19 protein-coding genes are annotated in these 15891 nt (G+C 45.8%); 16 read left to right on the top strand and 3 right to left on the bottom strand.

Features of this window, described 5'->3' with window-relative positions; genetic code table 11:
- The first annotated feature begins 8 nt into the window (after positions 1-8).
- From I2F54_RS06330 to I2F54_RS06315, 4 genes are all read left to right on the top strand, one after another.
- Entirely contained in the window at positions 9-233 is a 225-nt protein-coding gene (locus I2F54_RS06330) for a hypothetical protein (RefSeq protein ID WP_195500771.1), read from the top strand.
- Between the two features lie 180 nt (positions 234-413).
- Positions 414-1613, top strand: coding sequence for an ATP-binding protein (locus tag I2F54_RS06325; RefSeq protein WP_195500770.1), 1200 nt, complete (start codon positions 414-416; stop codon positions 1611-1613).
- A 186-nt stretch (positions 1614-1799) separates the two neighbouring features.
- Positions 1800-2288: an HU family DNA-binding protein gene (locus I2F54_RS06320; RefSeq protein WP_009120625.1), complete on the top strand. Its 489-nt coding sequence runs from the start codon at positions 1800-1802 to the stop codon at positions 2286-2288.
- A 67-nt stretch (positions 2289-2355) separates the two neighbouring features.
- Complete coding sequence (locus I2F54_RS06315) at positions 2356-2457, top strand: smalltalk protein (RefSeq protein WP_022217707.1); 102 nt, start codon at positions 2356-2358, stop codon at positions 2455-2457.
- Between the two features lie 105 nt (positions 2458-2562).
- On the opposite strand, the gene I2F54_RS06310 is transcribed toward I2F54_RS06315, so the two are convergent.
- The 3 genes from I2F54_RS06310 to I2F54_RS06300 are packed head-to-tail and all read right to left on the bottom strand — an operon-like array spanning position 2563 to position 3431.
- On the bottom strand, positions 2563-2823 hold the full coding sequence (locus I2F54_RS06310) for a hypothetical protein (RefSeq protein ID WP_009120627.1): 261 nt from the start codon (positions 2821-2823) through the stop codon (positions 2563-2565).
- Positions 2824-2829: 6 nt separating this feature from the next.
- Complete coding sequence (locus I2F54_RS06305) at positions 2830-3192, bottom strand: phage holin family protein (RefSeq protein ID WP_118467861.1); 363 nt, start codon at positions 3190-3192, stop codon at positions 2830-2832.
- Positions 3193-3221: 29 nt separating this feature from the next.
- Entirely contained in the window at positions 3222-3431 is a 210-nt protein-coding gene (locus I2F54_RS06300; RefSeq protein ID WP_039950201.1) for a YtxH domain-containing protein, read from the bottom strand.
- Between the two features lie 200 nt (positions 3432-3631).
- Between I2F54_RS06300 and I2F54_RS06295 the strand changes: the two genes are divergently transcribed.
- The 12 genes from I2F54_RS06295 to I2F54_RS06240 all read left to right on the top strand — a co-directional run bounded on the left by I2F54_RS06295 (position 3632) and on the right by I2F54_RS06240 (position 15826).
- Entirely contained in the window at positions 3632-4084 is a 453-nt protein-coding gene (locus tag I2F54_RS06295; RefSeq protein WP_195500769.1) for a lipocalin-like domain-containing protein, read from the top strand.
- A gap of 49 nt (positions 4085-4133) precedes the next feature.
- The gene (locus I2F54_RS06290; RefSeq protein ID WP_009120632.1) at positions 4134-4637 is read left to right on the top strand and encodes an SPOR domain-containing protein; all 504 of its coding nucleotides are present in this window, start codon (positions 4134-4136) and stop codon (positions 4635-4637) included.
- Between the two features lie 248 nt (positions 4638-4885).
- On the top strand, positions 4886-5701 hold the full coding sequence (gene cysQ / locus I2F54_RS06285; protein ID WP_009120633.1) for a 3'(2'),5'-bisphosphate nucleotidase CysQ: 816 nt from the start codon (positions 4886-4888) through the stop codon (positions 5699-5701).
- Positions 5702-5717: 16 nt separating this feature from the next.
- Positions 5718-7271, top strand: a complete 1554-nt coding sequence (locus tag I2F54_RS06280) for an SLC13 family permease (protein ID WP_129618853.1) — start codon at positions 5718-5720, stop codon at positions 7269-7271.
- Between the two features lie 7 nt (positions 7272-7278).
- Positions 7279-7887: an adenylyl-sulfate kinase gene (cysC, locus tag I2F54_RS06275; protein ID WP_195500768.1), complete on the top strand. Its 609-nt coding sequence runs from the start codon at positions 7279-7281 to the stop codon at positions 7885-7887.
- Positions 7888-7893: 6 nt separating this feature from the next.
- Positions 7894-8805, top strand: a complete 912-nt coding sequence (gene cysD, locus I2F54_RS06270; RefSeq protein ID WP_022217715.1) for a sulfate adenylyltransferase subunit CysD — start codon at positions 7894-7896, stop codon at positions 8803-8805.
- Between the two features lie 32 nt (positions 8806-8837).
- Positions 8838-10298 carry a sulfate adenylyltransferase subunit CysN gene (gene cysN, locus I2F54_RS06265; RefSeq protein WP_195500767.1) on the top strand — a complete coding sequence of 487 codons (1461 nt, stop codon included), beginning with the start codon at positions 8838-8840 and terminating at the stop codon, positions 10296-10298.
- A 98-nt stretch (positions 10299-10396) separates the two neighbouring features.
- Entirely contained in the window at positions 10397-11503 is a 1107-nt protein-coding gene (locus I2F54_RS06260) for a sulfotransferase family protein (RefSeq protein ID WP_009120638.1), read from the top strand.
- A gap of 23 nt (positions 11504-11526) precedes the next feature.
- Positions 11527-12492 (top strand): PCMD domain-containing protein, encoded by a 966-nt coding sequence (locus tag I2F54_RS06255; protein WP_087425774.1) that lies wholly within the window; start codon positions 11527-11529, stop codon positions 12490-12492.
- Positions 12493-12638: 146 nt separating this feature from the next.
- A complete protein-coding gene (gene ruvX, locus I2F54_RS06250) occupies positions 12639-13064 on the top strand; it encodes a Holliday junction resolvase RuvX (protein WP_195500766.1) in 426 nt (141 codons plus the stop codon).
- 44 nt (positions 13065-13108) lie between these two features.
- Positions 13109-13663: a peptide deformylase gene (gene def, locus I2F54_RS06245; protein WP_009120640.1), complete on the top strand. Its 555-nt coding sequence runs from the start codon at positions 13109-13111 to the stop codon at positions 13661-13663.
- A gap of 117 nt (positions 13664-13780) precedes the next feature.
- Complete coding sequence (locus tag I2F54_RS06240; protein WP_009120641.1) at positions 13781-15826, top strand: tetratricopeptide repeat protein; 2046 nt, start codon at positions 13781-13783, stop codon at positions 15824-15826.
- Positions 15827-15891: the final 65 nt, after the last annotated feature.

Raw genomic sequence — 15891 nt, 5'->3', positions numbered from 1 at the left:
GTCGTAGTATGGATGCCATAAATTATAAAGTTATAGATACTGCAAAAATAATAGACTACATAAGTCTTTTTGAAACGAGTGTCTGTGTGACTGATATTATCCAGAATTCAGGTGCTGATAAATTACGCGTATATCCTGCCTTGTTCGAACTGGAACAAAATGGTTTTCTTGAAGTGGTAGAGCGTGAAGAACTGGGGGCTCCATTGATAGTTCGTAAAAAGAAAGTTGAATAAACGACAGGTAACAGCGGTTACTTTGTTTTAGGCGCAGCCGGAATTACTTTTAAAGTGATTTCGGCTGTTTTTGTGGTATGAATTTTACAGTGTTTTGCTTTCTGCTCTAAACAAATTTTTCTATAATTTGCTTTCTGCTCTAAACAAATTGCTATATTTGTAACAAAATCAATTTCAGTTATGGATAGTCTGTTTTTAAAACAAGAAAGAATGTTGGTGCAGACAAGCACCGATATTATAAGAGAATTGATGAATAAGATTCATTGGAATAATCGCCTGATTGCCATTCGGGGTTCTCGCGGTGTGGGAAAAACAACATTGATGTTGCAATATATCAAACTAAACTATCCGCCGGGAAGCCGAATAGCACTTTACTGTACACTTGATAGTATTTATTTCAGTAATCATACACTATTGGAGTTAGCGGAAAAGTTTTATCTTCAAGGCGGTAAGCATTTGTTTTTGGATGAGGTGCATAAATATCCCACTTGGAGCAAGGAATTGAAAGAAATCTATGATTTGTACCCGTCGCTGCAGGTGGTGTTTAGCGGCTCGTCGCTACTCAACATATTGAATGCCGATGCAGACCTTTCAAGAAGATGTCTGGCATATAACATGTACGGATTGTCATTCCGCGAATACCTGATGTTTTATAAGAATATCCGCTTTCCGGTGATGACGTTGCCGGAAGTGCTGGAGAATGCCGGAAGTATCTGTCAGGATGTGAATGCACAATGCCGGCCGGTGCAAATGTTCAATGAATATCTGTGTGAGGGATATTATCCTTTCTTTACCGGCAATCGCGAGGATTATTACATGAACATTGAGAATGTGGTGAATTTCATTCTTGAACAAGAGATGCCTCTGTTGTGTGGTGTGGATCCTGCATATATAAGGAAGCTGAAAGCTTTGCTGGGTGTACTTGCATCGTCCGTGCCTTATGAGGTGGATATTACGAAATTGGCAGGCATGATAGGGCTGACCCGGAATTCAGTTATCACTTATCTGCAAAATTTGAATAGGGCGGAGTTACTTACACTGTTGTATTCTGATTTGACTTCTGTCAAGAAAATGCAAAAACCGGATAAAATATATCTCCAGAATCCGAACTTGCTTTATGCTGTAGCTTCGGCACCGGTGCAGATTGGTACGGTACGGGAGACGTTTGCGGTGAATCAATTGTCCGTAAACCATGAGGTGGAGTATGGAAAGGCGCAGGGGGACTTTGTAGTCGACCATAAATATATTTTCGAGGTGGGTGGAGCGGATAAGACTTTTAAGCAAATAGCCGATCTGCCGGATTCCTTTATTCTTGCCGATAATATAGAATTTGCTACGGGGAAGAAGTTACCTTTGTGGATAGTGGGAATGGTGTATTAGATGAACTGTAAAATCGAAAAAGATATAACCATAAGAAAATAAACGTATTATAAATCATTCTCAGAAAACAGCCCCGCATAGGCTGTTTTCTTTGTTTATACATGTATATATCATCACCTTTGCACTGTTGATCAACGAAACAAGAATTAAAATGAAGTTTAATTTAAAATGTAAAGGAGAGATAGTATGCCTCTATTTTATTATGCAAGACAGTCGCAACTGGCGACGAAAGCCGGTATTAAAACATGGCACTTGAGTTTGAAAAAAGTGGGAAAAGCGGTGGATACGCAGTCGCTGGCGGAAAGTATTGCCGAGAAGTCCTCACTGACGCCGGGTGATGTACAGAATGTAATCCGTAATTTGATGTCGACAATGCGGATGCACCTGCTGAATAGCCGTACGGTACGTTTGAACGGTTTGGGTACATTTACGATGAAAGCCCGTACACGTGGTAAGGGAACGGAGAAAGCGGAAGATGTAAATCCGAATCAGGTGACGGCGTTACGTTGTCAGTTTACTCCGGAATATACGCGTCCGGCTGCTATTGGCACTACTCGTGCATTGATACAGGGAGTGGAGTTTGAGAAGTGGAAAGGCACAACCGCCGATGATAATTCTTCCGGTAATGGTAATGGCGGCCCGGATAGCGGAGAAGAGGAAAATCCGTTAGGATAAGCCAAGTTGTGGTTTATAAATTACGATTTGCGATGAAAGATAAAGTAATAATTAAAATCAAAAGACAATGAGTATCAAAGTATCGGTTTGGGATAAGATTCTGAAAGTGATTATTGCGGTGGCAAGTGCCATTGCAGGCGTGATTGGCGGGCAAGTGATGGCTATATAAAGTCAACCTGATAATGAAAATGGGGGGTGCGTTAAGGCTTTGAATGACAGATATGTCAGGCATAGTTTTGGGCATCCTCGTTTATATTTTTAGGCCGGTTGATTTTCAGCGTCTGAATATTTTTCTGACTTTTCTCATCAGCTTTACTCCAAGCATAACTCCGTCGAATACGGCCATGCCGGTATTAAACGCACGCATGATAGCTGTTCCTTTGTCCGCAGCGGGAGCAATCGGAGCAAACAGGTTCCGGGCGGTATCGGCCATAATCTGCTGTTGGGCGCGCAATTCCTCTAATGCTTCAGCCTTTTGTTGCTGAAGGTCTTCCAGTGTGAGAATCTCTGTTTGGACGGTATCATTCATATTCATGATATTTTAGTTCTTATTGTTATCTATGAATAATCCTGCAATGAATTTGGTCATTGGATTAATAATGATTTTCTTGCGGAATACAACGATTAGCACAATCAATAAGATGTGGAAACAACTTATCATGGCGAAACTTACCATTAATCCGCCTACTATGGGGTCTAATATATAGGCCAGGGTGAAGGAGAGATAGAACAAAGCCACCATGCCGAGAATGACGACCAACAATACGAGTATGAGCGTTGAGAGTAATATGGTTAATTTCTCCGCTACTTCCAGTTGGGTATATTTCTTTTGTAGTTCCAGATATTTCTTGAAATCGAAAAATAACTGCTGGATATTCTCAATGCTGTTGTCGTCTGCGAACATAGTGGCTTTGTTTTGAAATGTGGTTTGAATCAGTCGTTTGCTTCGCCTTTAATTTCTGCGGCAATCTCATCAACGAGGTTTTCCATTTCATTACGGTTCAACCGGATGCCTTTCTTGCGGAGAATTTCCGCAATCTTGTGACGCGTATCTTCACCTTTTTCCGGGGCAAACAAAATACCGATGGCTGCACCTACCGCTGCACCACCCAAAAAAGCTGCTAAAACATTTAATCCTTTCATAATAATACTCCTTTCTTTTATTAGGTCTGATATGACAAAGCTAACAAAATATTTTGAATGATTGTTCATGGATTCTTGTTTTTTAGAAATCTGTACCATGAAAAACGACAAAACATACATTTTAATTATATTTAACGGCATTAGAGGCCATAAGATAAGCGGTTCGGCGTACTTTTGTTCTCTAAATAAAAAAGAGATATATGAAAAAATTGCTGAACGGGACAATACTGTTGCTTTTGATGTGTGCGGTGCTGGGATTGGCGTCTTGTATGAATGACGGCGGTTCCGACTGGGTAGGAAAATGGCAGTTGCGCGAATATCAGTATCCCGATGGTGAAGTGCAGAAAGTGGACAGTATCTTTTATGGTTTTCAAAAAGGCAGCTTTCTGGCGTATTGTATGAATGAAAGTGGAAACTATGAATCTTTTTATGGTTATTATAAGTTGAAAGATGATGAAATTTCTATAACTTTGTGGCCGGATAACAGTTCCGGAAACGAGGCTGCGCATGAGGAGTTGGTGAATTCGGCAAGTTATAAGAAATTCTTTGGTTGGGGAGACACCGGTGAGAGGACGTTCAAGGTAGAAGAGCTGACGAATAAGAAGATGCGATTGAACTATGAAGGAACGAAATACGTTTTTCGTAAATATTGAGTGTAATTTGAGAATAGACATAGTTACTAACAAAAAATAAAAAGAAAAGATGAAAAAATTGGCAGTGTTAGGAATGGGAGTATGTATGGTACTGGCATTCTCTTCTTGTAAATCAAGTGAAAGCGCTTACAAGAAAGCATACGAAAAGGCTAAACAGCAGGAACTGGCGGAGCCGCAGACTACCGCGCCGGTAGAGGAAGTCGCTCCTGTGGTTAGCGCTCCGGTAGAAGCTAAAGTGGTGGAAAGTGCACCTGTGGGTACGATACGTCAGGAAAAGGTGACGGTAGTGTCAGGTGTTGACGGACTGAAAGATTATAGTGTGGTATGCGGTAGCTTCGGCGTGAAAGCCAATGCGGAGAACCTGAAAAACTTCTTGGATAAGGAAGGTTATAATGCGGTCATTGCATTTAATGCGGATGCTGCCATGTATCGCGTGATTGTAAGCACATACGCAGACAGGAATTCTGCTGCCAGTGCTCGTGACGCTTTCAAGGCTAAATACCCTAACCGTCAGGATTTCCAGGGTGCTTGGCTGCTGTATCGCATTAATTAATTTGAATTCTTTTTGGTAATTCATAAGAAAGGGGTATTTCCCTCCTTTCAAGATAGGGCGGTAACTGGGAAGTTACTGCCTTTTTCATAATCTGTTGGAAATGATTATGAAAACTCTATTTTTAGTGATTGTGAAAAGTACTTATAAATATCTCTTTTTCGTTTAAAAGAAGTTATAAAACAAAATTAAAAACTTTTGGCGGTAAAAAAGTTTTTAATTTTGCACCTTGTATATTTTTAGAATACAATATGGAACGACAATATATACTTGACGCGATTGATGCAGCACTCTGTGCCGGCAAAGATATCCTCTCTATTTATAACGATCCGGCATCAGATTTTCAAATAGAAAAGAAAGCGGATAATTCCCCTTTGACGATTGCTGATAAAAAAGCGCACGCGACTATTGCCGGTTATCTGCAGAATACACCTTATCCGTTATTGAGCGAAGAGGGAAAACATTTACCCTATACGGAACGATGCGCATGGACGACTTTGTGGATTGTAGACCCTCTGGACGGTACGAAAGAGTTTATCAAGCGGAATGGCGAGTTTACCGTCAATATCGCTTTGGTACGTAATTCCGTTCCGGTAATGGGAATTATATATCTTCCGGTAAAGAAAGAGCTTTATTTTGCCGAAGAGACTTTGGGCGCTTACAAGCTTTCGGATGTAACAGCCCGCGGCGGGGCGTCGCTGGAAGAATTAACGGCGAAAGCCGTTCGTTTGCCGATAAAGGATAGCCGCGATAAATTTGTGATTGTGGCATCCCGTTCACATCTGTCTCCCGAGACTGAAGACTACATTGAAGAGATGAAGCGTTGTCATTCGGATGTGGAATTGATTTCCAGCGGAAGCTCCATTAAAATATGCTTGGTGGCGGAAGGCAAAGCGGATGTATACCCCCGTTTTGCTCCGACAATGGAGTGGGATACGGCGGCGGGGCATGCCATTGCACGTGCCGCAGGGATGGAAGTGTATCAAGCCGGAAAAGAAGAACCGTTGCGGTATAATAAAGAAGATTTGTTGAACCCCTGGTTTATAGTAGAGCCCGGGCGTAATTAAATAACGACTCGTATATATGACGTTTGAAATCATATTTGTGCTTTTAGCGCTGCTGGGCATGGTGATAGCCTTGATTCTGGACAAGATGCGTCCGGGAATGGTGCTTTTCTCGGTGGTGGTATTGTTCCTTTGCGCAGGAATCCTGACACCTAAAGAGATGCTGGAAGGATTTAGCAATAAGGGCATGATTACGGTAGCCATGCTTTTTCTGGTCAGCGAGGGTATTCGCCAGTCCGGTGCATTGGGACAACTTATCAAGAAACTGCTTCCGCAAGGTAAAACCACCGTTTTCAAGGCGCAACTCCGCATGTTGCCGACAATCTCCTTTATCTCGGCTTTTCTGAACAATACTCCTGTCGTTGTAATTTTTGCTCCGATTATAAAGCGTTGGGCCGAGTCGGTAAAGCTTCCGGCTACCAAGTTCCTGATTCCTCTTTCGTATGTAACGATTTTGGGCGGTATCTGTACGTTGATCGGGACTTCCACAAACTTGGTCGTGCATGGCATGATACTGGAAGCCGGTTATGAGGGATTTACGATGTTTGAGCTTGGAAAAGTGGGGATTTTTATTGCGGTAGCCGGTATTGTCTATTTATTTCTGTTCTCTTCCAGGTTATTGCCGGATGTTCGTAAAGATGCGGTGAAACTGGATGACGAGCCGGAAGAACATAGCGACCTGCATCGGGTAGAGGCCGTTTTGGGACCTCGTTTCCCGGGTATCAACAAGAAGTTGAAAGATTTCAACTTTAAACGCCATTATGGCGCTGAAGTGAAAGAGATAAAGCGTAACGGTCAGAGTTATACGCAGGATTTGGAAAATGAATATTTCAGGGAAGGCGATACGGTGGTTGTCATGGCTGACGATTCCTTTGTGCAGACCTGGGGAGAGTCTTCCGTCTTCGTGATGCTTGCCAACGGCAAGGATACGGAACCTGTTGCGAGCAAGGGTAAACGCTGGTTTGCGCTCGTTTTGCTGATTCTGATGATTACGGGAGCTACGGTGGGCGAACTGCCTGCGGTGAAAGAGGCTTTTCCGGATATTAAGCTGGATATGTTCTTCTTCGTGTCCGTTACGACCATTATAATGGCGTGGACGAAAATCTTCCCGGCCCGTAAATATACCAAATATATATCATGGGATATCCTGATAACGATTGCCTGCGCTTTTGCTATCAGCAAGGCTATGGTAAATTCCGGTGTGGCGGACGCTGTGGCTAAGTACATCATCGGCCTGACGGAGCATTACGGCCCTCAGGTGTTGCTGGCCGCCGTATTCATTATTACGAACCTGTTTACCGAATTGATAACGAATAATGCCGCCGCCGCGCTTGCTTTCCCGTTGGCTCTTTCCATCTCGTCACAGCTGGGAGTAAGCCCGATGCCTTTCTTCGTGGTTATCTGTATGGCTGCATCGGCAAGCTTCTCGACGCCTATCGGTTATCAGACCAATTTGATAGTACAGGGTATCGGTAATTATAAGTTCACGGATTTTGTCCGTATCGGACTTCCGCTGAACATTATCACTTTCCTTATATCCATCTTTCTCATTCCCTTAATTTGGCCGTTTTAATTGAATTATGACTGACAATAACAATAATATTTATCCTATCTTCGACCGTATGCTGGCACGCGAGGACAAGGAAGAACTCTTGAAGCAGCGCAGCGTGATGATTTGGTTTACCGGACTGAGCGGTTCGGGCAAGAGTACGATAGCCATCGCTTTGGAGCGTGAGTTGCATAAACGCGGATTGCTCTGCCGCATTTTGGACGGAGACAACATCCGCAGCGGTATCAATAACAATTTGGGATTTACGGAAGCCGACCGTATAGAGAATATCCGCCGTATAGCCGAAGTGTCCAAGCTGTTTGTAGATACGGGCATTATAACGATTGCGGCTTTTATCAGTCCCAGCAACGGCATCCGTGAAATGGCGGCGAATATTATCGGAAAGGATGATTTTCTGGAAGTGTACGTCAGCACGCCCATTGAGGAATGCGAAAGCAGGGATGTGAAAGGCCTGTATGCAAAGGCGCGCCGCGGCGAGATTAAGAACTTCACGGGTATTTCCGCCCCCTTCGAGGCTCCCGCGCATCCGGCGTTGACGCTGGATACATCCGCATTGAGCCTGGAAGAATCCGTCAATAAGTTACTGGAATTAATTTTACCGAGAATTCAGAAGAAATAATATATAATGAAAGAAGAATATAAACTGAGCCATTTGAAAGAACTCGAAGCAGAGTCTATTCATATTATCCGCGAAGTGGCTGCGGAATTTGAGAATCCGGTGATGCTGTATAGTATCGGTAAGGACTCATCGGTTATGGTACGTCTGGCCGAAAAGGCTTTTGCTCCGGGTAAAGTTCCTTTCCCGTTGATGCATATCGACTCCAAGTGGAAGTTCAAGGAGATGATTCAATTCCGTGACGAGTATGCCAGGAAATATGGCTGGAACCTGATTGTAGAGAGTAATACGGAAGCTTTCGAAGCCGGTGTAGGGCCTTTTACGCATGGCAGTAAGGTACATACCGACTTGATGAAGACGCAAGCCCTGCTGCATGCGTTGGATAAGTATAAATTCGATGCGGCTTTCGGCGGCGCCCGTCGTGACGAGGAGAAGTCGCGTGCTAAGGAACGTATCTTCTCTTTCCGTGACAAATTCCATCAGTGGGACCCGAAGAACCAGCGCCCCGAGTTGTGGGACATCTATAATGCGCGTGTCCATAAAGGAGAGAGCATCCGCGTGTTCCCGTTGAGTAACTGGACGGAGCTGGATATCTGGCAATATATTCGTCTGGAGAATATTCCCATCGTACCTTTGTACTTTGCCAAGGAGCGTCCTTGCGTAGAGATTGACGGTAACCTGATTATGGCTGATGACGAACGTTTGCCGGAGCAATACCGTGAAAAGATTGAGATGCGCATGGTGCGTTTCCGTACGTTGGGCTGCTGGCCGCTGACCGGAGCTGTGGAAAGCGGCGCCGACACCATCGAGAAGATTGTGGAAGAGATGATGACCACCACCAAGAGCGAGCGTACCACCCGCGTTATCGACTTCGACCAGGAAGCGAGTATGGAGCAGAAGAAGCGTGAGGGATATTTTTAGGAAATTAAGAATTAAAAATTGAGAATTAAGAAATGAATGATTCAAGACTTGATATAAAGGCTTTTCTTGATAAGGACGAACAGAAAGACTTATTGAGATTCCTTACTGCCGGTTCGGTGGATGACGGAAAGTCCACACTTATCGGCCGTCTGTTGTTCGATAGTAAGAAATTGTACGAAGACCAGTTGGATGCGTTGGAGCGTGACAGCAAGCGTATGGGTAATGCCGGTGACCACATCGACTACGCCTTGTTGCTGGACGGCTTGAAGGCGGAGCGGGAGCAGGGTATCACTATCGACGTGGCTTACCGCTATTTCTCCACCAATAATCGTAAATTCATCATTGCCGACACTCCGGGACACGAACAGTATACGCGCAACATGATTACCGGAGGCTCTACCGCCAACCTGGCGATTATTCTGGTAGACGCCCGCACGGGTGTCATTACGCAGACACGTCGCCACACTTTCCTTGTGTCTCTGCTGGGTATCAAGCATGTGGTGCTTGCCGTTAATAAAATGGACTTGGTGGACTTCTCCGAAGAACGCTTCAATGAGATTGTAGGCGAATACAAGAAGTTTATCGCTCCGCTGGGTATTCCCGATGTGACCTGCATTCCACTTTCTGCGCTTGACGGTGACAATGTGGTGGAGAAATCGGAGCGTACCCCCTGGTATAACGGTACGTCTTTGCTCGACTTCCTTGAAACCGTACACATCGATAACGACCATAACCTGAAGGATTTCCGTTTCCCCGTGCAGTATGTGCTGCGCCCCAACCTCGACTTCCGCGGCTTCTGCGGCAAGGTGGCTTCGGGTATCATCCGCAAGGGAGACGAGGTGATGGCTTTACCGTCCGGAAAGAAATCGCATGTCAAGAGCATCGTTACGTACGAAGGAGAACTGGATTACGCTTTCCCGCCGCAGTCCGTTACGCTGACGCTGGAAGACGAAATCGACGTTTCGCGCGGAGAAATGCTGGTGCACCCCGACAATCTTCCGATGATGGAGCGTAACTTCGAAGCCATGGTGGTATGGATGGACGAGGAGCCGATGGATGTGAACAAATCTTTCTTCATCAAGCAAACCACCAATTTGAGCCGTACGCGTATTGACAACATCAGGTATAAAGTAGATGTCAATACCATGGAGAAACTCTCCCTCGAGAACGGCCGGTTGACGGAAGAGACCCTGCCGATGCAGTTGAACCAAATTGCCCGCGTAGTGTTGACCACCGCCAAAGAGCTGTTCTTCGACCCTTACCAAGCCAACAAAGCCACCGGCTCTTTCATCCTGATAGACCCGATAACCAATAATACCAGCGCCGTAGGTATGATTATCGACCGTGTGGAAGATAAGGACATGCATATTTCCGAAGAGCTTCCCGTTCTTGACTTGCCGAAACTGGGAATCGCTCCCGAGCATTACGAGGCCATAGAGAAAGCCGCCAAGGAACTGGAGCGTCAGGGAGTAGCAGTGATGATTAAGAAATGAAAATTAAACATTAACAAATAAGAGTTGGATAGGAATTGTCGCATTAGTCCGAAAGGCTATTTCCCGATTTTCAATTCTCAATTCTCAATTAAACAAGAATGGGTTTATTAGAATTCAACAAACTGCCGATCAATACGCTTGTCGGTGCAGACTGGAAAACTTTCAATGCCATTACGAAAGGGCGTGAGATAGATGCCGCATACAAGGGCAAATACCGGCTGACGAAAGCTGTTTGCCGCCTGCTTTCCACATTGGCTCCTTTGCAGGACAAACGCTACGAGAAGCTGTTGGCGGACAAGCCGCTGGAACACGACCCTGTATTTATCCTCGGTCACTGGCGCAGCGGAACAACTTTCGTGCATAATGTGTTCTCTTGTGACAAGCATTTCGGCTATAACACAACTTATCAGACCGTATTTCCGCATCTGATGATGTGGGGGCAGCCTTTCTTCAAGAAGAATATGAGCTGGCTGATGCCCGACAAGCGTCCTACGGACAATATGGAGTTGGCTGTGGACCTGCCGCAGGAAGAGGAGTTCGCATTGGCAAACATGATGCCTTATACTTATTATAACTTCTGGTTCCTGCCCAAACACCAGCAGGAGTATGCCGACAAGTATCTGTTGTTCGACGATATAAGCGAGGCGGAGTTGAAAGTATTTGAGGAGACGTTTACCAAGCTCATCAAGATTTCCTTGTGGAATACGCATGGCACGCAGTTCCTCAGCAAGAACCCGCCGCATACCGGACGTGTGAAGGAATTGGTGAAGATGTTCCCCAACGCCAAGTTCATCTACCTGATGCGTAATCCTTACACGGTATTTGAAAGTACGCGCAGTTTCTTCACGAATACCATCCAGCCGTTGAAGCTCCAGGATATTACTCCGGCGGAGTTGGAGCGGAATATCTTGTCTGTCTACGCCAAGCTTTACCATAAGTACGAAGCGGACAAGGCAAGTATCCCGGCGGGTAATCTGATTGAAGTGAAGTTCGAAGATTTTGAAGCCGATGCGATGGGAATGACGGAACACATCTACGACGCGTTGTCCATCCCCGGTTTTGCGGATGCCCGTGCTGCCATCGAACAGTATGTAGGCGGTAAGAAAGGTTATAAGAAGAATAAATATAAATATGACGACCGTACGGTGCAACTGGTTCAGGACAACTGGGACTTTGCGCTGAAACAGTGGAATTATGAACTTTAATTGATTTGTAGGAGAATAAAGAAATGATTCGTAAAAGATTTCGTTTGTTGAGTTTGCTGTCCGTAATGCTCTTCAGTGTAGCGGTATCGGCGCAGCATAAGGTTGAGATGATTCCTTTCGGAAATATGGATCAATGGATTGACCGTCAAATTAAAGAGTCGGGAATTATCGGTGGCGCCACCAAGAATGTGTACGCTATCGGCCCCACGGCAACTATCCGCGAGAATAAGCCGTATAAGAACATGGGTGGTTCGCCCTGGGCTACTTCCAACGTAATGGCGCGTGTGGCCGGTATTACCAAAACCAATACTTCGGTGTTTCCGGAGAAGCGCGGCGACGGCTTTTGCGCCCGTTTGGATACCCGCATGGAAAGTGTAAAGGTGCTGGGCATCGTGGATATTACGGTATTGGCGGCCGGTTCCATTTTCCTCGGCGACGTGCACGAGCCTATCAAGGGAACGAAGAACCCGCAAAAGATACTGAACTCCGGTATTCCGTTCACCAAGAAGCCGATTGCCGTTCAGTTTGACTATAAGGTGAAGATGTCCGACCGTGAAAAGCGTGTCCATGCCACCGGTTTCAGCAAGATAACCGATGTGGAAGGAAAGGACTTCCCCGAAATGAATCTCTTTTTGCAGAAACGCTGGGAAGACAAGGACGGAAATATCTACGCCAAACGTGTGGGTACGGCGGTGGTGCGTTATTACACTACGACGGACGACTGGCGCAATAATGCCACTTACTCCATTATGTACGGCGACATCACGGGCAATCCCGAATACAAAGCGCACATGATGCGCCTGCAGGTGCAGGAACGCTATGCCGTGAACAGCAAGGGCGAGAGCGTGCCTATCAAAGAAGTGGCATGGGGTACGGAAGACGATATCCCCACCCATATCCAGTTGCAGTTTACATCCAGCCACGGCGGGGCATACATAGGTTCTCCGGGCAACTCGTTTTATGTGGATAATGTGAAGCTGGTATATTGATTTCATTCCTATACCGGCATATCTGATTTTGCCTATGGCGCGAAACTTGTTTGATGTACATCAAATGAGATTTTCACCATAGGCAAAATCTTTTTTGATACGTATGAAAAAGAGTTCAAATATAAATCGTAATTTTGTAGCCCATTATGAGTAGAATAATAGCTATTGATTACGGTAAAAAACGTACGGGCATAGCCGTCAGCGACACGTTGCAAATGATTGCCAACGGGCTTACCACCGTGCCTACCCACGAACTGCTCGCCTTTATCATGGATTATGTGGCCAAAGAGCCGGTGGAGCGAATTCTCATCGGATTGCCTAAGCAGATGAACAACGAGGCATCCGAGAATATGAAACGGATAGAACCGTTCGTGCGTTCCCTGCAAAAAAGGTTGCCCGATATGCCGGTAGAGTATGTGGACGAGCGTTTCACCTCGGTTCTGGCGCACCGTACCATGCTGGAAGCCGGACTGAAAAAGAAAGACAGGCAGAACAAGGCGTTGGTGGACGAAATCAGCGCGACTATTATCCTGCAAACTTATTTGGAGAACAGACGTTTCTCTTCTTTATAAGTGTATAGACAATAATTCATAATTGATAATTCATAATTAAAGAAATGATTTTACCTGTTTATGTATACGGACAACCCGTATTGAGAAAAGTGGCAGAGGATATTACTCCTGATTATCCGAACTTGAAAGAACTGATTCAGAATATGTTTGAAACAATGGACCATGCCGACGGCGTGGGACTGGCGGCTCCGCAAATCGGTTTGCCGATTCGTGTGGTGGTGGTAGACCTGGATGTGCTGTCGGAAGATTATCCCGAATATAAAGGGTTCCGCAAAGCGTATATCAACGCGCATATTCTGGAAGTATCGGGCGAAGAGGTGTCTATGGAAGAAGGTTGCCTGAGCCTGCCCGGTATCCATGAGTCGGTGAAAAGAGGTAACAAAATACGTGTGAAATATCTGGATGAGGATTTGGTGGAGCATGACGAGGTGGTAGAAGGTTATCTGGCGCGTGTGATGCAGCACGAGTTCGACCATCTGGACGGAAAGATGTTCATCGACCATATCTCCCCCTTGCGCAAGCAGATGATAAAGGGAAAGCTGAATGCCATGCTGAAAGGTAAGGCGCGCTGCTCTTATAAAGTGAAAACCATTAAGTAAGCAAACCATATAATAAGGTATAAAAGGCTCAAAAAATATAAAAAGTCTTCCGCATATCCTGATATGTAAATGAATAAACGTTACTTTTGTTTTGTTTACAAGCATTTATAAGACAAGATGATAAAAAAGATATTGCTGGCAATTCTGTTATTGCCCACGTTGTTATATGCGCAAATCAATACGGAACGGGTGATGACCATTGCCCGGAACGCGTTGTATTTCGAGGACTACGTGCTTTCTATCCAATATTTCAATCAGGTAATCAATGCGAAGCCTTATTTATACGAGCCTTATTTCTTCCGTGCGCTGGCCAAAATCAATCTGGACGACTTCCAGGGGGCGGAAGCGGATTGCGATTTGGCCATCCAGCGCAATCCTTTTGTCGTAGGCGCTTATCAGATAAGGGGGTTGGCGCGTATCCGCCAGGATAAGTTCGACGGTGCGATAGAGGATTACAGGACGGCTTTGAAGTACGACCCGGAGAATGTGGTGCTTTGGCATAACCTTTCCCTTTGCCACATGCAGAAAGAGGATTTCAATTCCGCCAAAGAGGACTTGGGCAAGCTGCTGACCATAGCGCCCCGCTATACGCGTGCGTACCTGATGCGCGGTGAAGTCAACCTCAAGCAGAACGATACGATACAGGCCCTGAAAGATTTTGATACGGCTATCGACATGGACCGTTACGACCCTGACGGTTGGGCCGCGCGTGCCATTGTCCGGCTTCAGCAATCCAAGTACAAGGAAGCCGAAAACGATTTGGATCAGGCGATACATTTGAGCGCGCGCAATTCGGGCAACTACATTAACCGTGCCTTGGCGCGTTTCCACCAGAACAATCTGAGAGGCGCGATGAGCGACTATGACCTGGCGCTGGACATTGACCCCAACAACTTCCTCGGACACTATAACCGTGGTTTGCTGCGTGCGCAGGTAGGCGACGACAACCGTGCGATAGAGGACTTCGATTTTGTGCTGAAGATGGAACCGGACAATATGATGGCCGCTTTCAACCGTGGCTTGTTGCGTGCGCAGACGGGCGATTATCGCGGCGCTATCAGCGATTACTCCAAAGTGATAGACGAATACCCCAACTTTATGGCGGGTTACTATCACCGTGCCGAAGCCCGCAAGAAGATTGGTGACCGTAAGGGAGCCGAGCAGGACGAGTTCAAAGTCATGAAGATGCAACTCGACAAGCGCAACGGTGTCACGACCGGCGGCAATGACAAGGATGTGGCGGATAATACGGACGGCAATTCCGGACAAGATAACGGCAAAACCCGTAAGAAGTCCGACAAGAACATGGAGAACTACCGTAAGATTGTGATTGCGGATGATTCGGAAGCCGACCAGCGTTACAAGAGCGATTATCGCGGACGTGTGCAAGACCGTAACGTGACTATCAAGCTCGAGCCTATGTATGCGCTGACTTATTATGAAAAGCTGAGTGATGTGAAACGTATGGTGCATTATCATAAATACATCGACGAGCTCAATCACTCGAAGATGCTCCCCAAGCCATTGCGTATCACCAATATGGAATCTCCGCTGACGGAAGAGCAGGTGCGTTTCCACTTCGCGTTGATAGACGCCCATACATCGGATATCGTGGCGGACGGCAAGAATGCCGGAAAACGTTTTATGCGCGGACTGGATTTCTATCTGGTGCAGGACTTTGCGAGCTCCATAGACGACTTCACGCAGAGTATCCTGCTGGATGATACTTTCTTCCCGGCGTACTTTATGCGTGCTTTGGTACGCTACAAGCAGTTGGAGTACAAGAAAGCGGAAGCCGGCATGAGCGAGGGAGCTGTTTCCGGCGCGCAAGAGGTGAAGAAGGCGGAAGTGACAGCGATGGATTACGATATCGTGAAGAATGATTTGGATCACGTCATCCGGTTGGCTCCGGACTTCGTTTACGGCTATTATAACCGCGGCAATGTATCGTCCATGCTGAAAGACTATCGTGCGGCGCTGGCTGATTACGATAAGGCAATCGAACTGAATCCCGACTTCGCCGAAGCGTATTTCAATCGCGGGCTGACGCATATCTTCCTGGGTAACAACAGGCAGGGCATTTCGGACTTGAGTAAGGCCGGAGAGCGGGGTATCGTTTCCGCTTACAACATTATCAAGCGATTTACGAATACGCAGCAATAACATTTTTTTGCTAAAAAATAGAATATCAATAAAGAATTAGCTATTTTTGCGTTCTAAAATTTGAA

Origin of the sequence: Bacteroides clarus (assembly GCF_015555825.1) — a bacterium.
GTDB lineage: Bacteria > Bacteroidota > Bacteroidia > Bacteroidales > Bacteroidaceae > Bacteroides > Bacteroides clarus.
This window is presented reverse-complemented; position numbering and strand designations above follow the sequence as displayed.

Bases quoted from the DNA above. Each gene is read 5' to 3' on its own strand.
- I2F54_RS06330 (WP_195500771.1), top strand. From the start codon at position 9: ATGGATGCCATAAATTATAAAGTTATAGATACTGCAAAAATAATAGAC.
- I2F54_RS06325 (WP_195500770.1), top strand. From the start codon at position 414: ATGGATAGTCTGTTTTTAAAACAAGAAAGAATGTTGGTGCAGACAAGC.
- I2F54_RS06320 (WP_009120625.1), top strand. From the start codon at position 1,800: ATGCCTCTATTTTATTATGCAAGACAGTCGCAACTGGCGACGAAAGCC.
- I2F54_RS06315 (WP_022217707.1), top strand. From the start codon at position 2,356: ATGAGTATCAAAGTATCGGTTTGGGATAAGATTCTGAAAGTGATTATT.
- I2F54_RS06310 (WP_009120627.1), bottom strand. From the start codon at position 2,823: ATGAATATGAATGATACCGTCCAAACAGAGATTCTCACACTGGAAGAC.
- I2F54_RS06305 (WP_118467861.1), bottom strand. From the start codon at position 3,192: ATGTTCGCAGACGACAACAGCATTGAGAATATCCAGCAGTTATTTTTC.
- I2F54_RS06300 (WP_039950201.1), bottom strand. From the start codon at position 3,431: ATGAAAGGATTAAATGTTTTAGCAGCTTTTTTGGGTGGTGCAGCGGTA.
- I2F54_RS06295 (WP_195500769.1), top strand. From the start codon at position 3,632: ATGAAAAAATTGCTGAACGGGACAATACTGTTGCTTTTGATGTGTGCG.
- I2F54_RS06290 (WP_009120632.1), top strand. From the start codon at position 4,134: ATGAAAAAATTGGCAGTGTTAGGAATGGGAGTATGTATGGTACTGGCA.
- cysQ (WP_009120633.1), top strand. From the start codon at position 4,886: ATGGAACGACAATATATACTTGACGCGATTGATGCAGCACTCTGTGCC.
- I2F54_RS06280 (WP_129618853.1), top strand. From the start codon at position 5,718: ATGACGTTTGAAATCATATTTGTGCTTTTAGCGCTGCTGGGCATGGTG.
- cysC (WP_195500768.1), top strand. From the start codon at position 7,279: ATGACTGACAATAACAATAATATTTATCCTATCTTCGACCGTATGCTG.
- cysD (WP_022217715.1), top strand. From the start codon at position 7,894: ATGAAAGAAGAATATAAACTGAGCCATTTGAAAGAACTCGAAGCAGAG.
- cysN (WP_195500767.1), top strand. From the start codon at position 8,838: ATGAATGATTCAAGACTTGATATAAAGGCTTTTCTTGATAAGGACGAA.
- I2F54_RS06260 (WP_009120638.1), top strand. From the start codon at position 10,397: ATGGGTTTATTAGAATTCAACAAACTGCCGATCAATACGCTTGTCGGT.
- I2F54_RS06255 (WP_087425774.1), top strand. From the start codon at position 11,527: ATGATTCGTAAAAGATTTCGTTTGTTGAGTTTGCTGTCCGTAATGCTC.
- ruvX (WP_195500766.1), top strand. From the start codon at position 12,639: ATGAGTAGAATAATAGCTATTGATTACGGTAAAAAACGTACGGGCATA.
- def (WP_009120640.1), top strand. From the start codon at position 13,109: ATGATTTTACCTGTTTATGTATACGGACAACCCGTATTGAGAAAAGTG.
- I2F54_RS06240 (WP_009120641.1), top strand. From the start codon at position 13,781: ATGATAAAAAAGATATTGCTGGCAATTCTGTTATTGCCCACGTTGTTA.